Source organism: Paenibacillus sp. J22P15, assembly GCF_056269345.1.
On record NZ_JBWDNT010000005.1, the window covers coordinates 309,644 to 328,342 of the forward strand.

The following is an 18,699-nucleotide window of genomic DNA, read 5'->3' on the forward strand; positions in this document are numbered from 1 at the left end:
GGCATACATTGTCCATCGTTAACGTTTTGAAAGCACTTTATAATAAAGTCAAATCCAGATATAACCTATTAGACGAGAGGGGAATCACAAATGAGAAAGCACTATTTAATGTTTATTGCCTGTATGGTTGCATTGGTTATGATCGTTGGGGGATGCGGTGGCAATACTGAGGTACCTACTTCTCAACCTGGTAACACGGGGGATGGCGGACAAGAGAAAGTCGCACCGACAGAAACACCAAAAAGTAACGTAACGATTTCTGTCGGCGCATCACAAAACTGGATCAAGGATATCGACCGAAGTCTCGCTGATAAATTCACACAAGAAACAGGAATTAAGGTGGATTTCCAAGTCAATCCGGACGATCAATATGTGAATGTGTTAAAGACAAAATTGGCCACTGGAGAAGCTCCGGATGTCATGTACTTACGTTCGGGCATTGTTATGGAAACATATCAGCCTGAGAAGAATTTACTTGACTTATCCGGCGAACCATGGGCTTCCAGTATGAAACAGTGGGCTAAAGATGGTGCGACCTACAAAGGAACCTTATATGGTTTGAACACTTGGTCTGTTGATGGTTGGGGGATACTTTATAACCCTGAACTATTTGAGAAACTCTCATTGACTCCCCCGAAAAATTACGCTGAATTCATAGAAATTAACGAAAAGTTGCTAGCGAATGGCATTACACCGATCTATGATAACGCGAAGGATGAATGGCATCTACCACTTTGGCTGTCAGAACTAGGTGTTATGGCAAATGAGGAAAGTCCAGGATTGACGGATAAATTAAATGCAAACGAGGCTAAATTTGCTGATGTAGATTTACTAGTGAAGGCTTTGAATCAATTGGATGATATGAATAAAAAGGGATACTTCGGTAAAAACGTATTGTCCAACGATTGGGACAGTGGCTATGAAGCCATAGGAACCGGAAAGTATGCGATGATACTCGTCTATACAACCTATCAACAAGAAATAGCAGAGAAATATCCAGAGAGCGGTGCCGAGAAGTGGAAGATGTTCCCTGTCCCGCTTGCGGATAATACAATGTTTGGACATTCCTCGGGAGGGGTTATCCGAGGCGTGAACAAACATTCGAAGAACATTGACGAAGTGAAACAATATTTTGAATTTTTAACCAAGGAAGAGAATTTGGTGTCCTTCTATAAAGAAAGAGGCGACTTAGGTGATCCTTCGATGAACGGCATCGATGTAAGACCTGCTACTGAAGCGTTCAAAAGTGTAGTTGAGAATGCAAATGGTAAGATGGGACCTGATTTCGAGTCATTCATCAAATTTTTTGATCATACTACGATTGCTAAAGGGATGCAAGATATGTACCTGGGACTAAAGAAGCCGGAAGATGTGTTGAAGCAGTTTGACGAATTTAGAGACAAATCGTTCAAGATTATAGAATAGTAAGTGGGATTGAAGGGCGGGCAAAGGCATGAACTCATCGGCCAATCCCGCCCTTCATAACTTTTAATACGTATTTCCAGAAGAGTGGATGTGAGACGATAGATGAATTCTAGAAAAGTTTATCCCTATTATTTTCTGATATTACCGTTAGCCATTTATACTATTTTGTTTTTTGTGCCAAGTTTATTCAGCTTCTATTATGCAATGACTGATTGGAATATGTATACTGACATTGTTCGTTTTATCGGTTTTGATAATTTTAAACAGATGATCGCGGAACATAAAACTTACTTAAAGTTTTTCGGGAATACAGCTATTTTCGCCCTATTCACGACAATACTGAAAAATGTTCTTGGATTGTCTCTAGCACTATTGCTAAATGAAGGGCTAAAGACGAAAAATGCACTGCGAACGATCTTCTATATTCCTATGACAATTTCTCCGCTTATTATCGGTTTGATATTTGCCTCGATATTTCACGCTAACCATGGAATCATGAACAGTTTTCTGACGACAGTCGGATTAGATTCGTGGACAAGAGGATGGCTCATTGATTTGAAATATGCAATGCCTTCTGTGATTTCCGTCGAAACGTGGAAATTTGTCGGATTTAATATGATTATCTATCTAGCTGGGTTGCAGACGATCTCCAAATCATACTATGAAGCCGCAGCGATTGATGGGGCGGGTAAGGTGAAGAAATTTATGCACATCACCTTGCCATTAATTTTACCGGCACTGACGGTGAATCTGATTTTAAATTTGATCAATGGCTTGAAAGTATTTGATATCGTCTTCGTACTTACCAATGGTGGCCCGGGTAATGTGACTGAGGTGCTTAATACAGCGGTATTCCGGGAGTTTACAGCGGGACGCTATGGAATGGCAACTGCGCTCGGCGTTGTTGTATTTATCTTGACCACAGTCGTCGCTTTATCCACCCTTACTTTATTAACAAGAAAGGGAGTGGATAGCGAATGAGAGTTATCAAAGAACTATTAGTTTGGGTGCTTGCTTTATTGATATTGATTCCATTATTTCTCGTACTGATCAATTCGTTAAAGACGCAAGCTGAATCAGATTTAATGAATTTATCACTTCCCAAAGAATGGATGTTTGAGAATTATTGGACAGTGATTGAAAAGGGAAAGCTGGACAGGGCGTTTTTAAACAGTTTGATCATCACGGTTGGATCTGTTGTACTGACTAATTTCTCTGCGGCCATGGGGACATTCGTGTTGGCAAGGAGAAGGACAACATTCAGCAAAGGCGTTTATTATTTCTTCATTATCGGATTGATTGCCCCCCTAAATATGATTCCTACGATCAAAGTGATGCAATATTTGCATGTTATGAATACCTATCAAGGGATTATTCTACTATATACGGCGATAATGATCCCATTCTCAGTATTTCTCTATTATGGGTTTATCAGCTCGGTGCCGAGAGAATTGGATGAGTCATCTGTCATTGATGGATGCAACGGCTGGCAGTTGTTTTTTCGAATCCTGCTTCCATTGCTTATGCCGGTGACGATAACTGCCGTATTAATCAGTTTCATGAATGCTTGGAACGACTTTATCATCCCACTCTATGTGCTTAACAAATCAGCATATAGTCCTATGACTCTAGCTGTTTATAATTTCTATGGCACTTTCATTTCCAGTTGGAACCTCGTTAGTGCAGTGATCGTCTTAACAACTTTGCCGATTATTCTAGTTTACTTCCTCGGACAGAAGTATATCGTGTCGGGTATGTTGTCAGGGGCTGTGAAAGGGTAAGAGTGCGAAAGCATAGAAGCGGGTAAATATAGTCCAGTATGAACGGGCATATATTATCCATCGTTAATGCAATGAAAGCGCTCTATAATTAAAATGAATTCATATAAACCATTTATTGGGTATATTGCTGGGAGGATGAAAGAGTAAGGAAAAGGTTGAAAAAAACGAACAAATGGAGGTTTTAGACGATGACTTTGAAGGGGAATTTAGTAAAGAAATTATTAATCGTTTATTTATCGTTATTACTGGCAGTCGGTTATATAGCACCGCAAAGTTTCGTTAGTGCTGATGATGGCTCTGAAACGGATCGAGTGCATCATTACAAGTTCGATGAAGTAAGTGGTACATCTGCTGCTGACTCTGTCGGATCGCAAGACGGTACAATCCATGGAACTGCCGTTTGGCAAACGGGTGTAGACAATGGAGCGATTGAATTGAACGGAACAAATAATTACATATCTCTTGGGGGAGGTAATATCGGGCATGAGCCGCAATTCACGCTCGAAACCTGGATTAATACAAGCGACTTGTCTGGCTCTAAAACGATTTTCTCTCAAAATAGAAGCGGAGTTGCAGCGAATGGCTTCTGGTGGTTTATAGCTGGAGATACGATGAAGTTCGAAACTTACAATGACAAAGGCAGCGACCTTGGGTTAGGAATATTAAGTGGCGGAAAAATTAAGGCTAATGCATGGCAACATGTTGCGTTGACACGCAACGATAAGACGTATCGCTTGTACTTGAATGGTGTCATGGTGAGTGAGAAATCTTCAAGTAGTTTTCTTGATCAACCGAGTAATCCGAATCCAATGCTAATTGGAGGCAATACGAACGGATCTTCTTACCTTCATCTATTTAAAGGACTTATCGATGAATTCAGTATCTATCATACAGAATTGGATGCTGCAACGATCGATAGTCACTATAAGTTGGGAGCCACCGTATTTGATTTACAGCCCGATAACGGGAAATTGAAGATTATACTGGATAAAACGCCGAATCGTACACCTGTGTCGACCGATTTTATAGCAAATATCCAAATCATTGGTGGCATACAGGGGAAATTAACGGTGACAGGCTTCGATTATGATGATGTAAATAAAACAATAACAATGAGTTTTGACCCAATTGAACCGAAGTCCACTGAGCAAATTGTGAATGTGGACGTCCAGTACTTTGGGTTTTCAGTTACAAAGTCATTTACGGTGGAAGCCGATTTGACAAACCAAGCTCCACAAATTAGTGGCTTGCGAATTGACGGGGAAGCGCAATCAAAGGGTATGCTCCGGGCGAACTATACCTATACGGATCCGGAAAATAACCCGGAGGGGAAGACGGTTTTTAAATGGTCAATGGCAGATTCCGCCGATGGCCCTTATATCGAGCTTCCAGGCATTTTAACCAAAACGATCGTGCTGCCTGCTTCTTACATCGGCAAGTATTTACAAGTGGAAGTAACACCGGTGGACAGCAGGTTATCTGTAGGTAAGACCATGAGCGCATCGGTAGGACCTATTCAAGCTGTAGAGGGTAATCCCAATATAGATTGGTTTAAAGATGCAAAGTATGGTGTTTCACATCATTTTATATCTAATTACATCAATCGAGTTGCTGCGAATGAAGAGGAAAAATGGCAAGATGGCGAAAGCTGGGATGAATTTCTACAAACTTTCGATGTGCAGGCGTATGCCAAGCAAGTTGCAAGTACAGGTGCGGGATTCGTCATATTAACCTTGGGTCAAAACAGTGGATATTTGATTTCACCGAATGCAACGTATGATCGCATTGCAAATCTACAACCCGGTGAGCGAACATCTACACGTGATTTGCCGATGGAAATTGCTGATGAGCTTGAACAATATGGCATCAAGATGATGCTGTATTTACCAAGTAATCCGCCACATAGTGCTAGTTATAACGAGGGCGATTATGCGATCACGAAAGCATTTGATTATACACCAGGCCAGAATGGTGTCCCATCACAGCAAACCCAGGAGAAATGGCAGGCTGTCATTAAAGAATGGTCTGATCGTTATGGCGAGAAACTAGCTGGATGGTGGTTTGACGGTGCCTACTACAGTTATGCCTATGATGATATGAGCAAACCTTATAATTGGAGCAGCCTGGTGAACTCAATTAAGTCCGGCAATCCAAAAAGCATCGTTTCACTTTGTTCTGGGATAGGTATGAGGATGAACACGCCGTACGAAGATTACGTCTGTGGAGAGACGAATAGCATCGGCCCCCTTCCCCCCAATGGGCGATGGATCGATAAAGCTAACGGTGTGCAGGCATTCGCATTAACTTTTCTAGGCGGCAATGATCCTTATTGGGCAGGTTGGGGGAACAAGGGAACCTCCAAACCGACTGCAGGTTTGATCAAGTGGGTTCAAGACTTTACTAACCTTGAAGGTGTAGTGACTTTAGATACAAAAGTGAACCGTTTTGGTGAGTTGGACCCCGCGCAATTAGCGCAATTACAAGCTCTAAAGGAAACGATCAAACCGGATACTAGTATTCCACCGATCGTTGTTTCGAGCCTCCCTGTGGATCAAGGTTTACATGGTTCTAACGTGCCCATGATGATCACATTTGATCGATCTATTGAACAAGGGGCAAACTTTGAACAGATTAAACTGATGCAGGAAACGAAGAATATAGAAGCGTCGATTACGATTAGCGGAGATAAGATCATTGTGGTACCAACTGGTAATTTAGTTGCTGGTGCCGCATACACTTTGACGGTGCCTGCCGGGGCTGTCGAGAGTGTGTACGGAATTGGGATGGAGTCATCCTTTACAATCAGCTTTGATACTAAACAATCGGAGGATACTGTCAAACCAGTTCAACATTACGAGTTCGAAGAGGGAACAGGAACAGCGGCTATTGATGCTGTCGGATCACAAGACGGTACAATTCGCGGAACGGCTGCTTGGGATACAGGGAAAATAGGAAAGGCGCTTACTTTTAACGGCAATAATACATTTGTTGATGCAGGGAAAAGCACGATTGGTCAGCAACATGAATTTAGCATAGGAGCATGGATCAATCCTGCCGCAGCTACCGGAGACTCTATGGGGATTATTGGGCAACAACAAACAACTGTAGTACCCTACCAATTCAATTGGTATTTAAGAAATGGTTATTTGGGTTTTGCAATGTCAAATGAAAATGGTGAAAGTTTTGGTCTAGATGGATTTACAGGTGGAACAATCCCAGTCAATGCATGGTCATATGTAGTCCTAACACGATCCGAGAATACGTTCACCATGTATGTGAATGGTGAGCAAGTTGCTCAGAAGAAATCCTCTGCATTTATTAATCAGCCTAACAATCCTAATAACCTGACAATTGGTGCGGATTGGAATAGAGGGGGCACAGCACCAGTCCATCAGTTCAACGGTAAGATAGATGATGTGCAGATTTACAATGTCGCATTGGATGCTGCGACTGTATGGGCTCATTATTTCATTGCCCCGGTTTGGGGTGATAGCAAGGATTTGACAGCTTCCAATGTGGGGGAAACAGCATTGACCTTAACTTGGTCAGGTGTTGAAGATGTAACTGACGTGACTAATTATCGCATTTATAAAGATAACGAACTTATCCACTCTACGAATGCTGCTGATGTACACAACTTTGATATTATCGGCTTGTCTCCCGATACCACTTATACATTCAAGGTGGAGGTCGGTGTTGCGTCAGGCAAGTGGAGCGTAGACGGGCCGAGTCTGACTGTTAGAACACAGGCGAAAAGTGGAGGGACACCTGTCCTAACGGCTACGGGAGCCGACAGTGTCATTGCAGGCGAGTCCTTTGATGTAACCTACACGCTCAGCAATGTTGCAGAACACGTGTATGCGCTGGATCAAACGATCCATTTTGACCCGACTCAAGTAGAACTCCTGTCCGTCGAAGCTTTGCAAAGTGGATTTTCGATCGTCGGACAGAAAGAAGGAGAAGGTGAGATTCGCATTCTGATGGCAAGTGCGGGGTCCGGAAGTGCAATAAAGTCTACGGCTCCTGTATTGAAAGTGAACTTCAAGGCCAAAGCGGTTGGACAAAACGTAACGAGCTCCATTTTCTTAACCGACGCAGCTGTTGCGGGTGCAAGCGGTATTGAAACGACGGTGGACAATGGTTCCGCGTACACGATTCAAATTATCGTAGTGGATAAAGCGGCATTGCAAGCACTTATTACAAGTGCGCAAGCATCGCATGATGCAGCGGTAGAAGGAGCGGGAATTGGTCAGTATCCTGCTGGTTCGAAAGCGAAATTGCAAGCGGCAATTGATCTTGCCAAGGCAGTAGCGGGTCAAGGCGGGGCTACTCAAGATCAAGTGGAGCAAGCGATCGTTCAACTAGAAGCAGCGTTGCAAGCATTTAAAGCTTCCGAGAATGTAGCGGCTTCTGGTGATCTAAATGGAGACGGTAAAATCAGCATCGGTGATCTCGGTCTCATCGCAGTTGGTTATGGAAAGACTTCTGCTGATGCAGACTGGGCTATGTATGAAAAAGCGGATATGAACGGTGACGATAAAATCGACATCGTTGATCTTGCAGAGATTGCTAGATTGATACTGGGTTAACTACAAATTGGGGGGAGGGCGCTAAGTCATCCCCTTATTTTTTGTCGTACGGATGCATCAATCAGCTGTGTTCGCAGATAATGTCCCTACCTTTTCACTGTCTATCACAAATCTAGTTACGCCATTCACTATCAAGGGAATCTCCGGACAGTTTAATTTTAACCATAGAAGTGGGTAAATATAGTCCAGTATGAAGGGCATATATTATCCATTGTTAACTGTTTGAAAGCGCTTTATATTTGAATTGAATCAAATAAACTATGTATCGGGTATGTTGGTGGGAGGATGAAAGAGGACGGAAAAAGGTTGAAAAAAACGAAAAAATGGAGGTTTAAGAGGATGAGTTTTAAGGGGAATTTAGTAAAGAAAGCACTGATCGTTTATTTATCGTTATTACTGGCAGTCGGTTACATAGTACCGCAAAATTTCGTAAGTGCTAATGATGGCTCTGAAACGGATCCAGTGTACCATTATAAGTTCGATGAGGGTAGTGGTACAACTGCTACTGACTCTTTCGGATCGCAAGACGGTACATTCCGTGGAACTGCTGTTTGGGAAACAGGAAAAAAAGGAAAGGCTTTAAAACTAAACGGTAACAACACATTTGTTGATATTGGGAAAAGTACGATCGGCCTCCAACAGGAATTTAGCATAGAAGCATGGATTAATCCTGCAACAACTCCGAGTGACTCTATGGGGATTGTTGCACAACAAAAAACGGGAGTAGGGTCATACCAATTTAATTGGTACCTCAGAGGTGGGGTATTAAATTTTACAATGGCAGATGCAAGCGGTGAAGGTTACAATCTGGGAGTGGTGAAAGGTGGGAAAGTCCCAGAAAATACATGGTCTCATGTTGTCCTGACACGAAAAGGGAATACGTTCACAATGTTTGTGAATGGTAATCAAGTGGATCAAAAGACATCCACTGCGTTTATTAATCAGCCTAATAATCCTAACAACATGACAATTGGTGCAGATTGGAGTAAAGATGGCACTGCACCAGCTCATGTGTTTAACGGCAAAATAGATGATGTACAAATATATAATATGGCGTTGGATGCCTCGACCATAATGGCTCATTATAATAGTGTTCCGCCTGTGGTTGTTTCAATCATTCCTGTGAATCAGGGTTTGTATGATTCTGATATGCCTATGACTGTGACATTTGATGGTACGATTCATCAAGGGGAGAACTTTGACCAGATTAAACTCTTGCAAGGTACGACGGATGTAGAAGTATCTGTTGCAATTAGCGGCGATACGCTCACTGTAACTCCATCTGATAGCTTAACATCCGGAGCAGAATACACATTAACTGTACCTGCTAGGGCTGTCGAGGGCGCTTTCGGGACTGCTATGGAGGAACCTATCTCCGTCACTTTTGTGGTTAAATCATCATCGGGTAGTGATGGATCTGAGCCTGTACGCCATTACAAGTTCGATGATGGCAACGGCACAACTGCTATTGACTCTGTCGGATTGCAAGAGGGTAAAATCCATGGAACTGGAGTCTGGGAAACAGGAAAAAAAGGAAAGTCCCTTACCTTCAACGGCGATAACACATTTGTTGATATTGGTAAAAGTAGGTTAGGCCAGCAAGAAGAATTTAGCATGGAAGCGTGGATTAATCCTGCTACAACTCCGAGTGACTCTATGGGGATTGTTGCACAACAAAAAACGGGAATAGGGGCATACCAATTTAATTGGTATCTAAGAGAGGGCGTGTTGAATTTTACAATGGCAGGTGCAAGCGGAGAAGGTAATAATCTGGGGGTGGTAACAGGCGGGAAAATCCCGGAAAATACATGGTCTCATGTAGTTCTGACACGAACAGTGAATACGTTTACCATGTATGTGAATGGCAAGCAAGTGGATCAGAAAACATCCAATGCATTTATAAATCAACCTAATAACCCTAATAACATGACAATTGGTGCAGATTGGAATGGTACGGGTACAGGGCCAGCTCATGTATTTAATGGGAAAATAGATGAGGTACGAATTTATAATGAGTCATTGAGTGCCTCGACTATTGCTGCTCATTATAACAGCGCTCCACCTGCAGTTGCTTCAAGCACCCCCATGAATCATGGTTTGCATAATGTTGACATACCCATTACTGCGACATTTGACGGGATGATTCAACAAGGGGATAACTTTGCACAGATTAAACTTCTACAAGATATGAAGGATATCCAAGTATCTGTTGCAATTAGTGGCGACACGGTTATTGTGACACCGTTAGTCAGCTTGGCAGTTGGCGTTCCATACACTTTTATCATTCCTGCAGGTGCTGTGAAATATATGAATGGGAATGGGTTGGAAGAAGCATTTACAGTCAGTTTTCGGCTCAAACAATCAGCATCTGGAAATACAGAGGGCAAAGATTATTGGGTTGTGAAGCCAATCACGGTACCTGCTTCAGTAATAGAAAAAGATAATGAGATTATAATGTCGAACGGGATTATAGAAAGAGTATTTTCAAAGGCGGATAATCTTACAACGGTTTCCTATACAAACTTGTACACAGGAATCAGTTTACTCGAAAGTACTCAGCCGGAAGCATTAATACAACTTGATGATCAGAATTTTGAAGTGGGGGGCAATGGTCCCGATAGCCATACCTTTATGTTCGACAGCTTTGAAGTAGGAAACCCGATCAAGCCATTCAATTGGGAACCGAGCTTTTATTCTGACCCTTTAGATGGAAACGCGGCATGGCCTCCGAAAGGAAGAGCAGTAACATTCAAATATAAAGCCACTTCGAACTTTCCGGAAAAATATCAAAACATCAACATTGAAGTGATTTATGAGATTTACGAAGGCATCCCTGTCATTAGTAAGGTGGTGAAAGTGGCGAATAATGGTTCTACGGACACGGTAATTACATCGTTAACCGCCGAGGTATTAGCTGTTGATACAGCGTTAAAGGACATATTATATGCAGAATCTGATTTTAAAGGCCATAATTTAAACATATTTAGAAATAACGATATCGGTAGAACGACAAAGTGGGAAGTTGAAGACGAGTACAGTGTCATGAGCAGCAAATATGAAATTGGACCTGCTTGGATTTTGGGAAGTCGAGAGACATTCGAGAGCTTCAAAACCTTTGAATTGATCCATAGTGTGGATCAGTTCGAGTGGAAGCAAATGGAGATCAAGAAAATGTATCGGACATTATTCCCTTATATATTAGACAATCCGATTATTTTCCACCTCGTATCGGATAACTCTGACACCTATCGAGCAACTGTTGACCAGGTCGCAGAAGTCGGATTCGAGATGATCATCCAGTCCTTCGGTTCGGGATATAACATTGAGAGCACGAGTCAGGCTTACATCGACAGGCACAAAGCGGATTTTGATTATGCCCATAGCAAGGGAATTGAAGTTGGGGGATATACGATGCTCACGGCCAGAGGAGATCAGCCAGCGGGAGAATCGTACAATGGAATATTTGGTAGAATGAGAGATCTTTCATCACCTACTTTCAACAATTATTGGAACAATATTAAAAGCTTCATTGAACAAACAGGGATGGATGCGATTGAGGTCGATGGCGCATATCCCATGAGTATTAATTCAGCCACAGATCGACCCGAATTCAATGGTCCAGGAAATTCCCAATCCAAGCAATGGTTAAACGGCACCGTGCAGATGGGTCAATATTTCCAAGATAAAGGAATTTATGCACTTGCCGCAGATTGGCTTTATGCGAATGGCTATAATAAAAATGGAATCGGTTATGATGAGGGCGCATGGAGTCAACCTAGGCATGAACAACTCATTTTCGGAAGAAAGGCCATTTACAATGGTACTTATCAAAAGACACCTTCCATGGGCTGGATACACACCCCTCTTCAAAATTATCATGGAGGCGGTGCGGCAGCGGCGTTTGAGCCACTAAGCGATAACTTAAAGGACTACGATTTTGTGCTGGCACAAAACTTCGGGAGTGGGGTAATGTCTGCCTACCGTGGAAGTAGATTGTACGATAATGATACGACCAAAGCAGTAGTTAAAAAATGGGTAGATTTCTATAAGAAATACAGAGCAATTCTCAATTCGGACATTGTTCATATTAAAGCGCCCGAATTTGATACTACGAAGAACAAGCAAAGGACAACTGGGATTGACGCTATCATCCACGTCAACCCACAAAGCGAGGAAAAAGGTCTGATGATGCTTTACAACCAGACCGATATGCCAAGAACGGAAACTATTACGGTTCCTTTATATTACACTGGCTTGACAGATTTGGAAAATCCGCCACCACCAGTGCCGGGGTCACACCCAAAACAGATTGAACATTATGGTATGGAGGTTTCCGATCCATATTTGCCTGAAGCTCCCGCTCCTTATGAATATCCATTAGCGCAGGCAACAATTAAACAGGCCATCCTCTCTCATGAAGGAATGGGCAATAAGACATACACTATTGATTCGAATGGCAATGTGTTGTTAGAAGTGACGATCCCAGCTATGAGTTATACTTGGTATACTGTTTATGCAGCTGAGGATGCTCCGGTTCCAGGTTCCGATTTGGAAGCACCGAAGGAAGTAAACGCTATAGATGTCAAAGATCATGAAGTTACGATTTCCTGGAAAGCGTCTCCTTCAACCTCCGTTGGCGGATACAATGTTTACAGGGATGGAAAGTTTATTGGAAAAGGTTTTACTTCCAATTACACAGATCGGGGGCTGAATGAGCAAACTACCTATTCTTATGAGGTCTCAGCCGTAAGCGGATCTGGGTCGCTAGAAAGTGAAAAGAGTCCAATTATTACGGTGACGACGCTAGAAGATACGAGTCCGCCATCTATTGTATCGGTGAGTGCGTTATCTAATACGTTTGTTGAAGTCGTATTTAATGAGCCACTGGATCAAATGAGTGCAGAGCAGATCATAAATTATACTATTGATAAGGGCATTACGGTACAATCTGCGGGACTGCAAGCGGACTCACAAACCGTGTGGTTGAACGTAACTTCTTTACAGGCAGAAGTGGATTATGGACTTACTGTTAAAGGTGTCAAGGATCACTCGCATAAAGGCAATGTAATTGAAGCAAACAGTAAAGTGACATTTAACTACGGAAACTTAAGACATTTTACCTTTGACGAAGCGGATGGTACAACAACATTCGATTCGATCAATAACATGAATGGGGAGATCCGCGGAAATGTATCACGGGTTCCTGGAAAGCTTGGCAATGCAGTACAGTTTGACGGGGCAACAACGTTTATCGATATCCGTAATCGCGTTGTTATAGATCATGTCATTGATAGTAAGTTGCCTCAATATACTATCGAAGCGTGGATAAAACCAGTGTTGAATGATGATTCTACTCGACAAACGATCATCGCTCAGCAGCAACCAGATTTCGCTCCAAATAAACTTTGGAGTTTGTATCTGCAAGATGGAAAAATGTACTTTACATTAGGTGATGATACGAAGGAAAACAGGATTTTGGTTGGTGATAATGCGACAGCTACCGTTCTCGATCAGGAGTGGAGTCATGTAGCTTTAGTACGTGACGGGAACACTTTCAGCCTATATCTGAATGGCGATAAAATTGCTGAGAAGATATCGAGTTCCTTGATCAATCAGTTGACCAATTCGAACAATATGTATATTGGAGCTGACTTGAACTATGCTGGCAGCGGCCCAGATCATTTGTTTAAAGGTGAAATGGATGATGTACGCTTCTACAGCATTGTATTGAATGATGCCTCAATTAAGCGTCATGCCCAAGTTGACAGTTACATCCTAACGGCAACAGGAGACACCAGCGTCATTGCGGGAGAATCCTTTGATGTGACTTACGTCTTGAACAATGTCAAGGAAAGCGTATATGCGCTGGATCAAACGATCCATTTTGACCCGGCTCAAGTAGAACTCCTGTCCGTCGAAGCTTTGCAAAGTGGATTTTCGATCGTCGGACAGAAAGAAGGAGAAGGTGAGATTCGCATTCTGATGGCAAGTGCAGGGCCAGGAAGTGCAATAAAGCATACGGCTCCTGTATTGAAAGTGAACTTCAAGGCCAAAGAGGCTGATCAAAACGTAACGAGCTCCATCTTCTTAACCGACGTAGTTGTTGCGGGTGCAAGCGGAATTGAAACGACGGTGAACAATGGTTCCCCGTACACGATTCAAATTATTGCAGTGGATAAAGCGGTATTGCAAGCACTTATTACAAGTGCGCAAGCATCGCATGATGCAGCGGTAGAAGGAGCGGGAATTGGTAAGTATCCTGCTGGTTCGAAAGCGGTATTGCAAACTGAAATTGATCGTGCCAAGGCAGTAGCTGGTCAAGGCGGGGCTACTCAAGATCAAGTGGAGCAAGCGATCGTTCAACTAGAAGCAGCGTTGCAAGCATTTAAAGCTTCCGTGAATGTTGCGGCTTCTGGTGATCTAAATGGAGACGGTAAAATCAGCATTGGTGATCTTGGTCTCATCGCAGCTAGTTATGGAAAGACTTCTGCTGATGCAGACTGGGCTATGTATGAAAAAGCGGATATGAACGGTGATGATAAAATCGATATCGTTGATCTTGCAGAGATTGCTAGATTGATACTGGGCTAATTACGAATGGGGGAAGTTGCAATAGCTTCCCCTTATTTTTTTATCAGTTCGAGCCCCCTATTCTCCACCAATACCTTAAACAAAAACGGCAGAGATGCCGTTTTTTTGTATTGAATTGATTTGAACGATTTGAAGTAGCACATTTACCTTAAATCATATAAGGTTATCTAATAAAGTGAGATACCTAAACGATGAAGGAGAAAACAGATGACCATAATCGACAAATTAGCAACTTCACTCAACCGCAAAGACGAAGGTCCTAATCAGGAACTGGCGAAATATATTGCCGAACGAGATGATAGAGGAGCTGTGAAAGAACTTGTTGATAGCTTGTATAACGGTGATAAGAATATTCAAAGCGATTGCATTAAAGTTCTCTATGAAATTGGAGGTCTCAAGCCGTCTTTAATTGCTGAATACAGCAAAGAGTTCGTAACATTGCTTGATCATGGGAACAATCGACTTGTTTGGGGGGCTATGACAGCACTAGATGCGATAACTCTTGAAAATCCGGAAGCCATTTATTTAGTACTTGTAAAAATTGTTGATATTACTGACAAAGGATCGGTGATCACCAAAGATCACGGAGTAAATATCCTGATTAAGCTTTGTTCTGTCGAACAATATGCTGATAATGCATTCACATTACTCATCGAACAGCTTAAGAGATGTCCGACAAATCAACTTCCAATGTATGCGGAGAATGCAATATCCGTTGTAAACGATAAAAACAAAGCCCTTTTTATAAAGACGCTCTACTCACGACTCGACGATATTGAAAAAGACACAAAACGAAAGCGAGTGGAGAAATTGATTAAGAAATTGAGTTGATTCTATCATTTAAGGGGATTTGATCAAGCTCGCTGACTATGTTATCGTTCTGGGCTAAAACAAAGTGTACTCATCCCTCATGTCATTGTAGTTTGTGAAATTACACCATTCGACAAGATTAGAGGAAAGTTCCTCTAGTCACTCAAAACTCATCATCGTGTATCAAAAAACTTGACACAGATAGTGTGAGAAGTTAAAGTGAATTTAATTACAATGGCTGAGGAGAATGTGAATTGGCTGCTAAATACATTGTTATTAAAGAAGATATTAAAAGAAGACTGATGAATGGAGAGTGGACTGAGGGCCATAGACTTCCATCCAGCAGGGAATTTTCCCAATATTATGATTCCAGTGTAAATACGGTCGAGAAGGCTGTTAAAGAATTAGCTGAGGAAGGGTGGCTGATCAGAGATAGCCGAAGAGGGACTTTCATGAATAATAGGAAGGTTACTCTTGAAGACCGTACCCGTCTGATTGCTGCTTTTGTTATAGGCATTGAAAATCCTTTGTGGTCGGCTGCGTTGAGAGGGATTGAGGATGTCTTGTATATACAAGGCTATCATCTTTTAACTTCAAGCGATGAACAAAATTTCGATAAGTTGGAATGGCTAGTTAAAGGGGCGGTGGAAAGAAAAGTAGAAGGGGTTATCTTATGTCCGATTATGAGACAAGGATATGAGGATAATAACAAACGGCTCTTCACCTTGCTAAGAAATAATGGTATCAAAATCGTATTCTTAGATCGAGTTGTCTATAATACCGATATTCCTTATGTAACCAGCGACAATATGGCTAGTGCTTACAATCTGACGAAGTTGTTAATTGATCAGGGGCATCGCCGTATTTTATTTATAAGAAACTCAAATCTGAGTACGATGAATGAGCGACTGTTGGGATTTAAACAGGCTTTTATAGATTCCAATCTAGAATATTCTGAGGAATTTGATGTGATTATTCCAACCAGGTTAGAAAATTTCTCCGAGGAATTTGATGCGTATTGTGAAGTTTTTGAGCAAAAAATGAAGGAAATGAGTTTTACTGCTGTATTTACAGCAAATGATCAGATCGGGGAAGCGGCAATCCGTTCATTCAAAAAATTAAAGTATAATATACCGGAGGATGTATCGCTGGTAACGTATGATGCTGAAAACCTAAATCGAAAGATTAATTTTAATGTAACAGGAGTTTCACAACCCTTTTATGAAATGGGGCAGTGTGCTGCCAATATATTGCTAAGCTTGATTGATGGTAAAGAAGATCAATCGAATATCGGACATGTATGCAAATCGAGAATTTATATAGGTGATTCAGTTAGCTCGATTTAAGAAGGAAGCTGGGTCGTTTCGTCAGTGTGTAACAACACTTACAACGACACGGGTTCTTTTTTTTTGGTTCAATATAGGACATCTGTATCATTAATTGTATCTATAATTGATCAAATTTTAATTTATTTAGTGGCGATGTATTGACACAGATAATCAGCGTGTGTAATATTTGTTTATACAACGAGGGTGCCTGAATTAGTAATGTAAGCGTAAACATTTTTGTGCCAGTCTAAAGAAGTATCATATGTTTTCTGGGGGGAAGGTGATGCGATATGTTAAGTTTACGTAAATTTTCAGGGAAGTTTTGGAGTCAGCGTTATTTATTCTTAATGGTATTACCCGGTTTTTTAGTTGTATTAGTGTTTAGTTATTTTCCAATGTACGGTATTCAAATTGCATTCAAAAAATATAGTGCAGCACAAGGGATTTGGGCTAGCGATTGGGTTGGGTTTAAATATTTTGTATTATTTTTTAAAGATCCTACTGCACTTAGGGTTCTCAAAAACACCTTATTGCTCGGCATTTATTCCTTGCTTTGGGGATTTCCAGCCCCGATCATCCTTGCCTTACTGTTCAATGAAATAAAACATTCTGTCTTCAAAAAAGCAGTACAGACCATTTCCTATTTACCACACTTTATATCTACCGTAATCATTGTAGGTATAATTAGAACATTTACAGAGAGGGAGGGTCTATTTAACAAAATTGCTGCTTTGTTTGGGGTTGATCCCATTGTGTTTCTCTCTGAACCTGACTGGTTCAGGACAATATTCATTAGTACGAATATATGGCAGGGAATTGGGTTCGGAACCATACTATATCTAGCAGCATTAAGCGGTGTTGATCCTACTCTTTATGACGTTGCAAATATTGATGGAGCAAACCGTTGGAGAAAAGTGTTGAATATCAATTGGCCTCAAATCAAATCGACGACGATTATTTTACTTATATTATCTATTAGCGGAATTTTAGGTACAGATTTTCAGAAGGTCCTTCTTCTATATAATCCAGATACATATGAGGTTGCTGATGTAATCGGTACATATCTTTACCGAGAAGGGATTATGGGATCACGATTTGAATATACAACGGCCATTGGGCTCTTTCAGTCGGTCGTTGCCTTTATACTTCTTGTCATTGCCAACAAGTTAAGTCGGAAAGTATCGGAAACAAGTATCTGGTAGGGGGTGTCGAAATTGGTAGGTAAAGAGAGCCTAGGTTCGAGAATATTTGATCTTGTAAATATTGTGATCATGTTGCTTCTATGTGTATCCATGTTATATCCATTCTTAAATGTAATCGCAGTCTCTTTAAGCTCTAGTGAAAATATTCTTAAGGGAAATATCACGATCTTTCCGAAGGGATTTAGCTTAAGCGGTTACAGCTTTATATTAAAAGACCCATTTCTGTATTCGGGTTACCTTCATTCGATCATTTATGCGGTTGGATCGACTGTTCTCATGCTGACATTTACGTCTCTTATGTCGTATCCACTTACAGTTACGGATTTCATGGCCAAAAAATTTCTTTCGGTTTTCCTAGTCATTACGATGTTTTTTAGCGGTGGATTGATTCCTTCCTATTTACTGGCACGCAGTCTTCACTTGCTTGATACTTACTGGATCATGATTATACCAGGTTGTGTTTCTGCGTTTAACGTTCTATTGTTCAGATCATTCTACCAGTCCATACCAACCGACTTACGAGAATCCGCTGTAATTGATGGTGCGAATGATGTGCAAATTTTATCAAAAATATATATTCCGCTTTCAAAACCGCTTCTAGCAACATTCGCTCTATTTGGTATCGTCGGGAGCTGGAACAGTTGGTTTGAGGCGCTTGTCTACCTTAATGATGAGAATAAATACCCATTGCAGTTAATTCTTAGAAAATATTTGTTCACAATATCTTTCGAATCTGGATCCGGAACAGCGGCGATGCAAGCAATGCTTTCGCAATTGAAAATGGATCCCAAAAATATTCAAATGGCAATCGTCGTCCTTGCTATGTTTCCCATCATGTTAATATATCCATTTCTCCAAAAATATTTTGTGAAGGGTGTCATGATAGGGGCTGTTAAAGGTTAAGTGTAGAAAACGGAGAGGGGGAGATGCCTTTCTAATCACTCTAGACTGACAAGAAGATACTCGGCATATG

The 18,699-nt window shown here is 41.4% G+C and carries 9 protein-coding genes; all 9 read left to right on the forward strand.

Features of this window, described 5'->3' with window-relative positions:
* Positions 1 to 90: 90 nt before the first annotated feature.
* Positions 91 to 1,425 carry an ABC transporter substrate-binding protein gene (locus AC0YN6_RS14785; protein ID WP_475747718.1) on the forward strand — a complete coding sequence of 445 codons (1,335 nt, stop codon included), beginning with the start codon at positions 91 to 93 and terminating at the stop codon, positions 1,423 to 1,425.
* 102 nt (positions 1,426 to 1,527) lie between these two features.
* The gene (locus tag AC0YN6_RS14790; protein WP_475747719.1) at positions 1,528 to 2,406 is read left to right on the forward strand and encodes a carbohydrate ABC transporter permease; all 879 of its coding nucleotides are present in this window, start codon (positions 1,528 to 1,530) and stop codon (positions 2,404 to 2,406) included.
* Positions 2,403 to 3,206 (forward strand): carbohydrate ABC transporter permease, encoded by an 804-nt coding sequence (locus AC0YN6_RS14795; RefSeq protein WP_475747721.1) that lies wholly within the window; start codon positions 2,403 to 2,405, stop codon positions 3,204 to 3,206. Before AC0YN6_RS14790 ends, AC0YN6_RS14795 begins: the two co-directional genes overlap by 4 nt.
* A 188-nt stretch (positions 3,207 to 3,394) precedes the next feature.
* Positions 3,395 to 7,795: a LamG-like jellyroll fold domain-containing protein gene (locus AC0YN6_RS14800; RefSeq protein ID WP_475747722.1), complete on the forward strand. Its 4,401-nt coding sequence runs from the start codon at positions 3,395 to 3,397 to the stop codon at positions 7,793 to 7,795.
* 339 nt (positions 7,796 to 8,134) lie between these two features.
* Positions 8,135 to 14,386 (forward strand): LamG-like jellyroll fold domain-containing protein, encoded by a 6,252-nt coding sequence (locus tag AC0YN6_RS14805; RefSeq protein ID WP_475747723.1) that lies wholly within the window; start codon positions 8,135 to 8,137, stop codon positions 14,384 to 14,386.
* A 207-nt stretch (positions 14,387 to 14,593) separates the two neighbouring features.
* Positions 14,594 to 15,217, forward strand: coding sequence for a hypothetical protein (locus AC0YN6_RS14810; RefSeq protein WP_475747725.1), 624 nt, complete (start codon positions 14,594 to 14,596; stop codon positions 15,215 to 15,217).
* 233 nt (positions 15,218 to 15,450) lie between these two features.
* The gene (locus AC0YN6_RS14815; protein ID WP_475747726.1) at positions 15,451 to 16,542 is read left to right on the forward strand and encodes a GntR family transcriptional regulator; all 1,092 of its coding nucleotides are present in this window, start codon (positions 15,451 to 15,453) and stop codon (positions 16,540 to 16,542) included.
* 272 nt (positions 16,543 to 16,814) lie between these two features.
* A complete protein-coding gene (locus AC0YN6_RS14820) occupies positions 16,815 to 17,726 on the forward strand; it encodes an ABC transporter permease (RefSeq protein ID WP_475747727.1) in 912 nt (303 codons plus the stop codon).
* Positions 17,727 to 17,729: 3 nt separating this feature from the next.
* The gene (locus AC0YN6_RS14825) at positions 17,730 to 18,629 is read left to right on the forward strand and encodes a carbohydrate ABC transporter permease (protein ID WP_475747728.1); all 900 of its coding nucleotides are present in this window, start codon (positions 17,730 to 17,732) and stop codon (positions 18,627 to 18,629) included.
* Positions 18,630 to 18,699 lie beyond the last annotated feature (70 nt).

Excerpts from the sequence above, each read along its gene's own strand:
- AC0YN6_RS14785 (WP_475747718.1), top strand. The coding sequence starts at position 91 with ATGAGAAAGCACTATTTAATGTTTATTGCCTGTATGGTTGCATTGGTT.
- AC0YN6_RS14790 (WP_475747719.1), top strand. The coding sequence starts at position 1,528 with ATGAATTCTAGAAAAGTTTATCCCTATTATTTTCTGATATTACCGTTA.
- AC0YN6_RS14795 (WP_475747721.1), top strand. The coding sequence starts at position 2,403 with ATGAGAGTTATCAAAGAACTATTAGTTTGGGTGCTTGCTTTATTGATA.
- AC0YN6_RS14800 (WP_475747722.1), top strand. The coding sequence starts at position 3,395 with ATGACTTTGAAGGGGAATTTAGTAAAGAAATTATTAATCGTTTATTTA.
- AC0YN6_RS14805 (WP_475747723.1), top strand. The coding sequence starts at position 8,135 with ATGAGTTTTAAGGGGAATTTAGTAAAGAAAGCACTGATCGTTTATTTA.
- AC0YN6_RS14810 (WP_475747725.1), top strand. The coding sequence starts at position 14,594 with ATGACCATAATCGACAAATTAGCAACTTCACTCAACCGCAAAGACGAA.
- AC0YN6_RS14820 (WP_475747727.1), top strand. The coding sequence starts at position 16,815 with ATGTTAAGTTTACGTAAATTTTCAGGGAAGTTTTGGAGTCAGCGTTAT.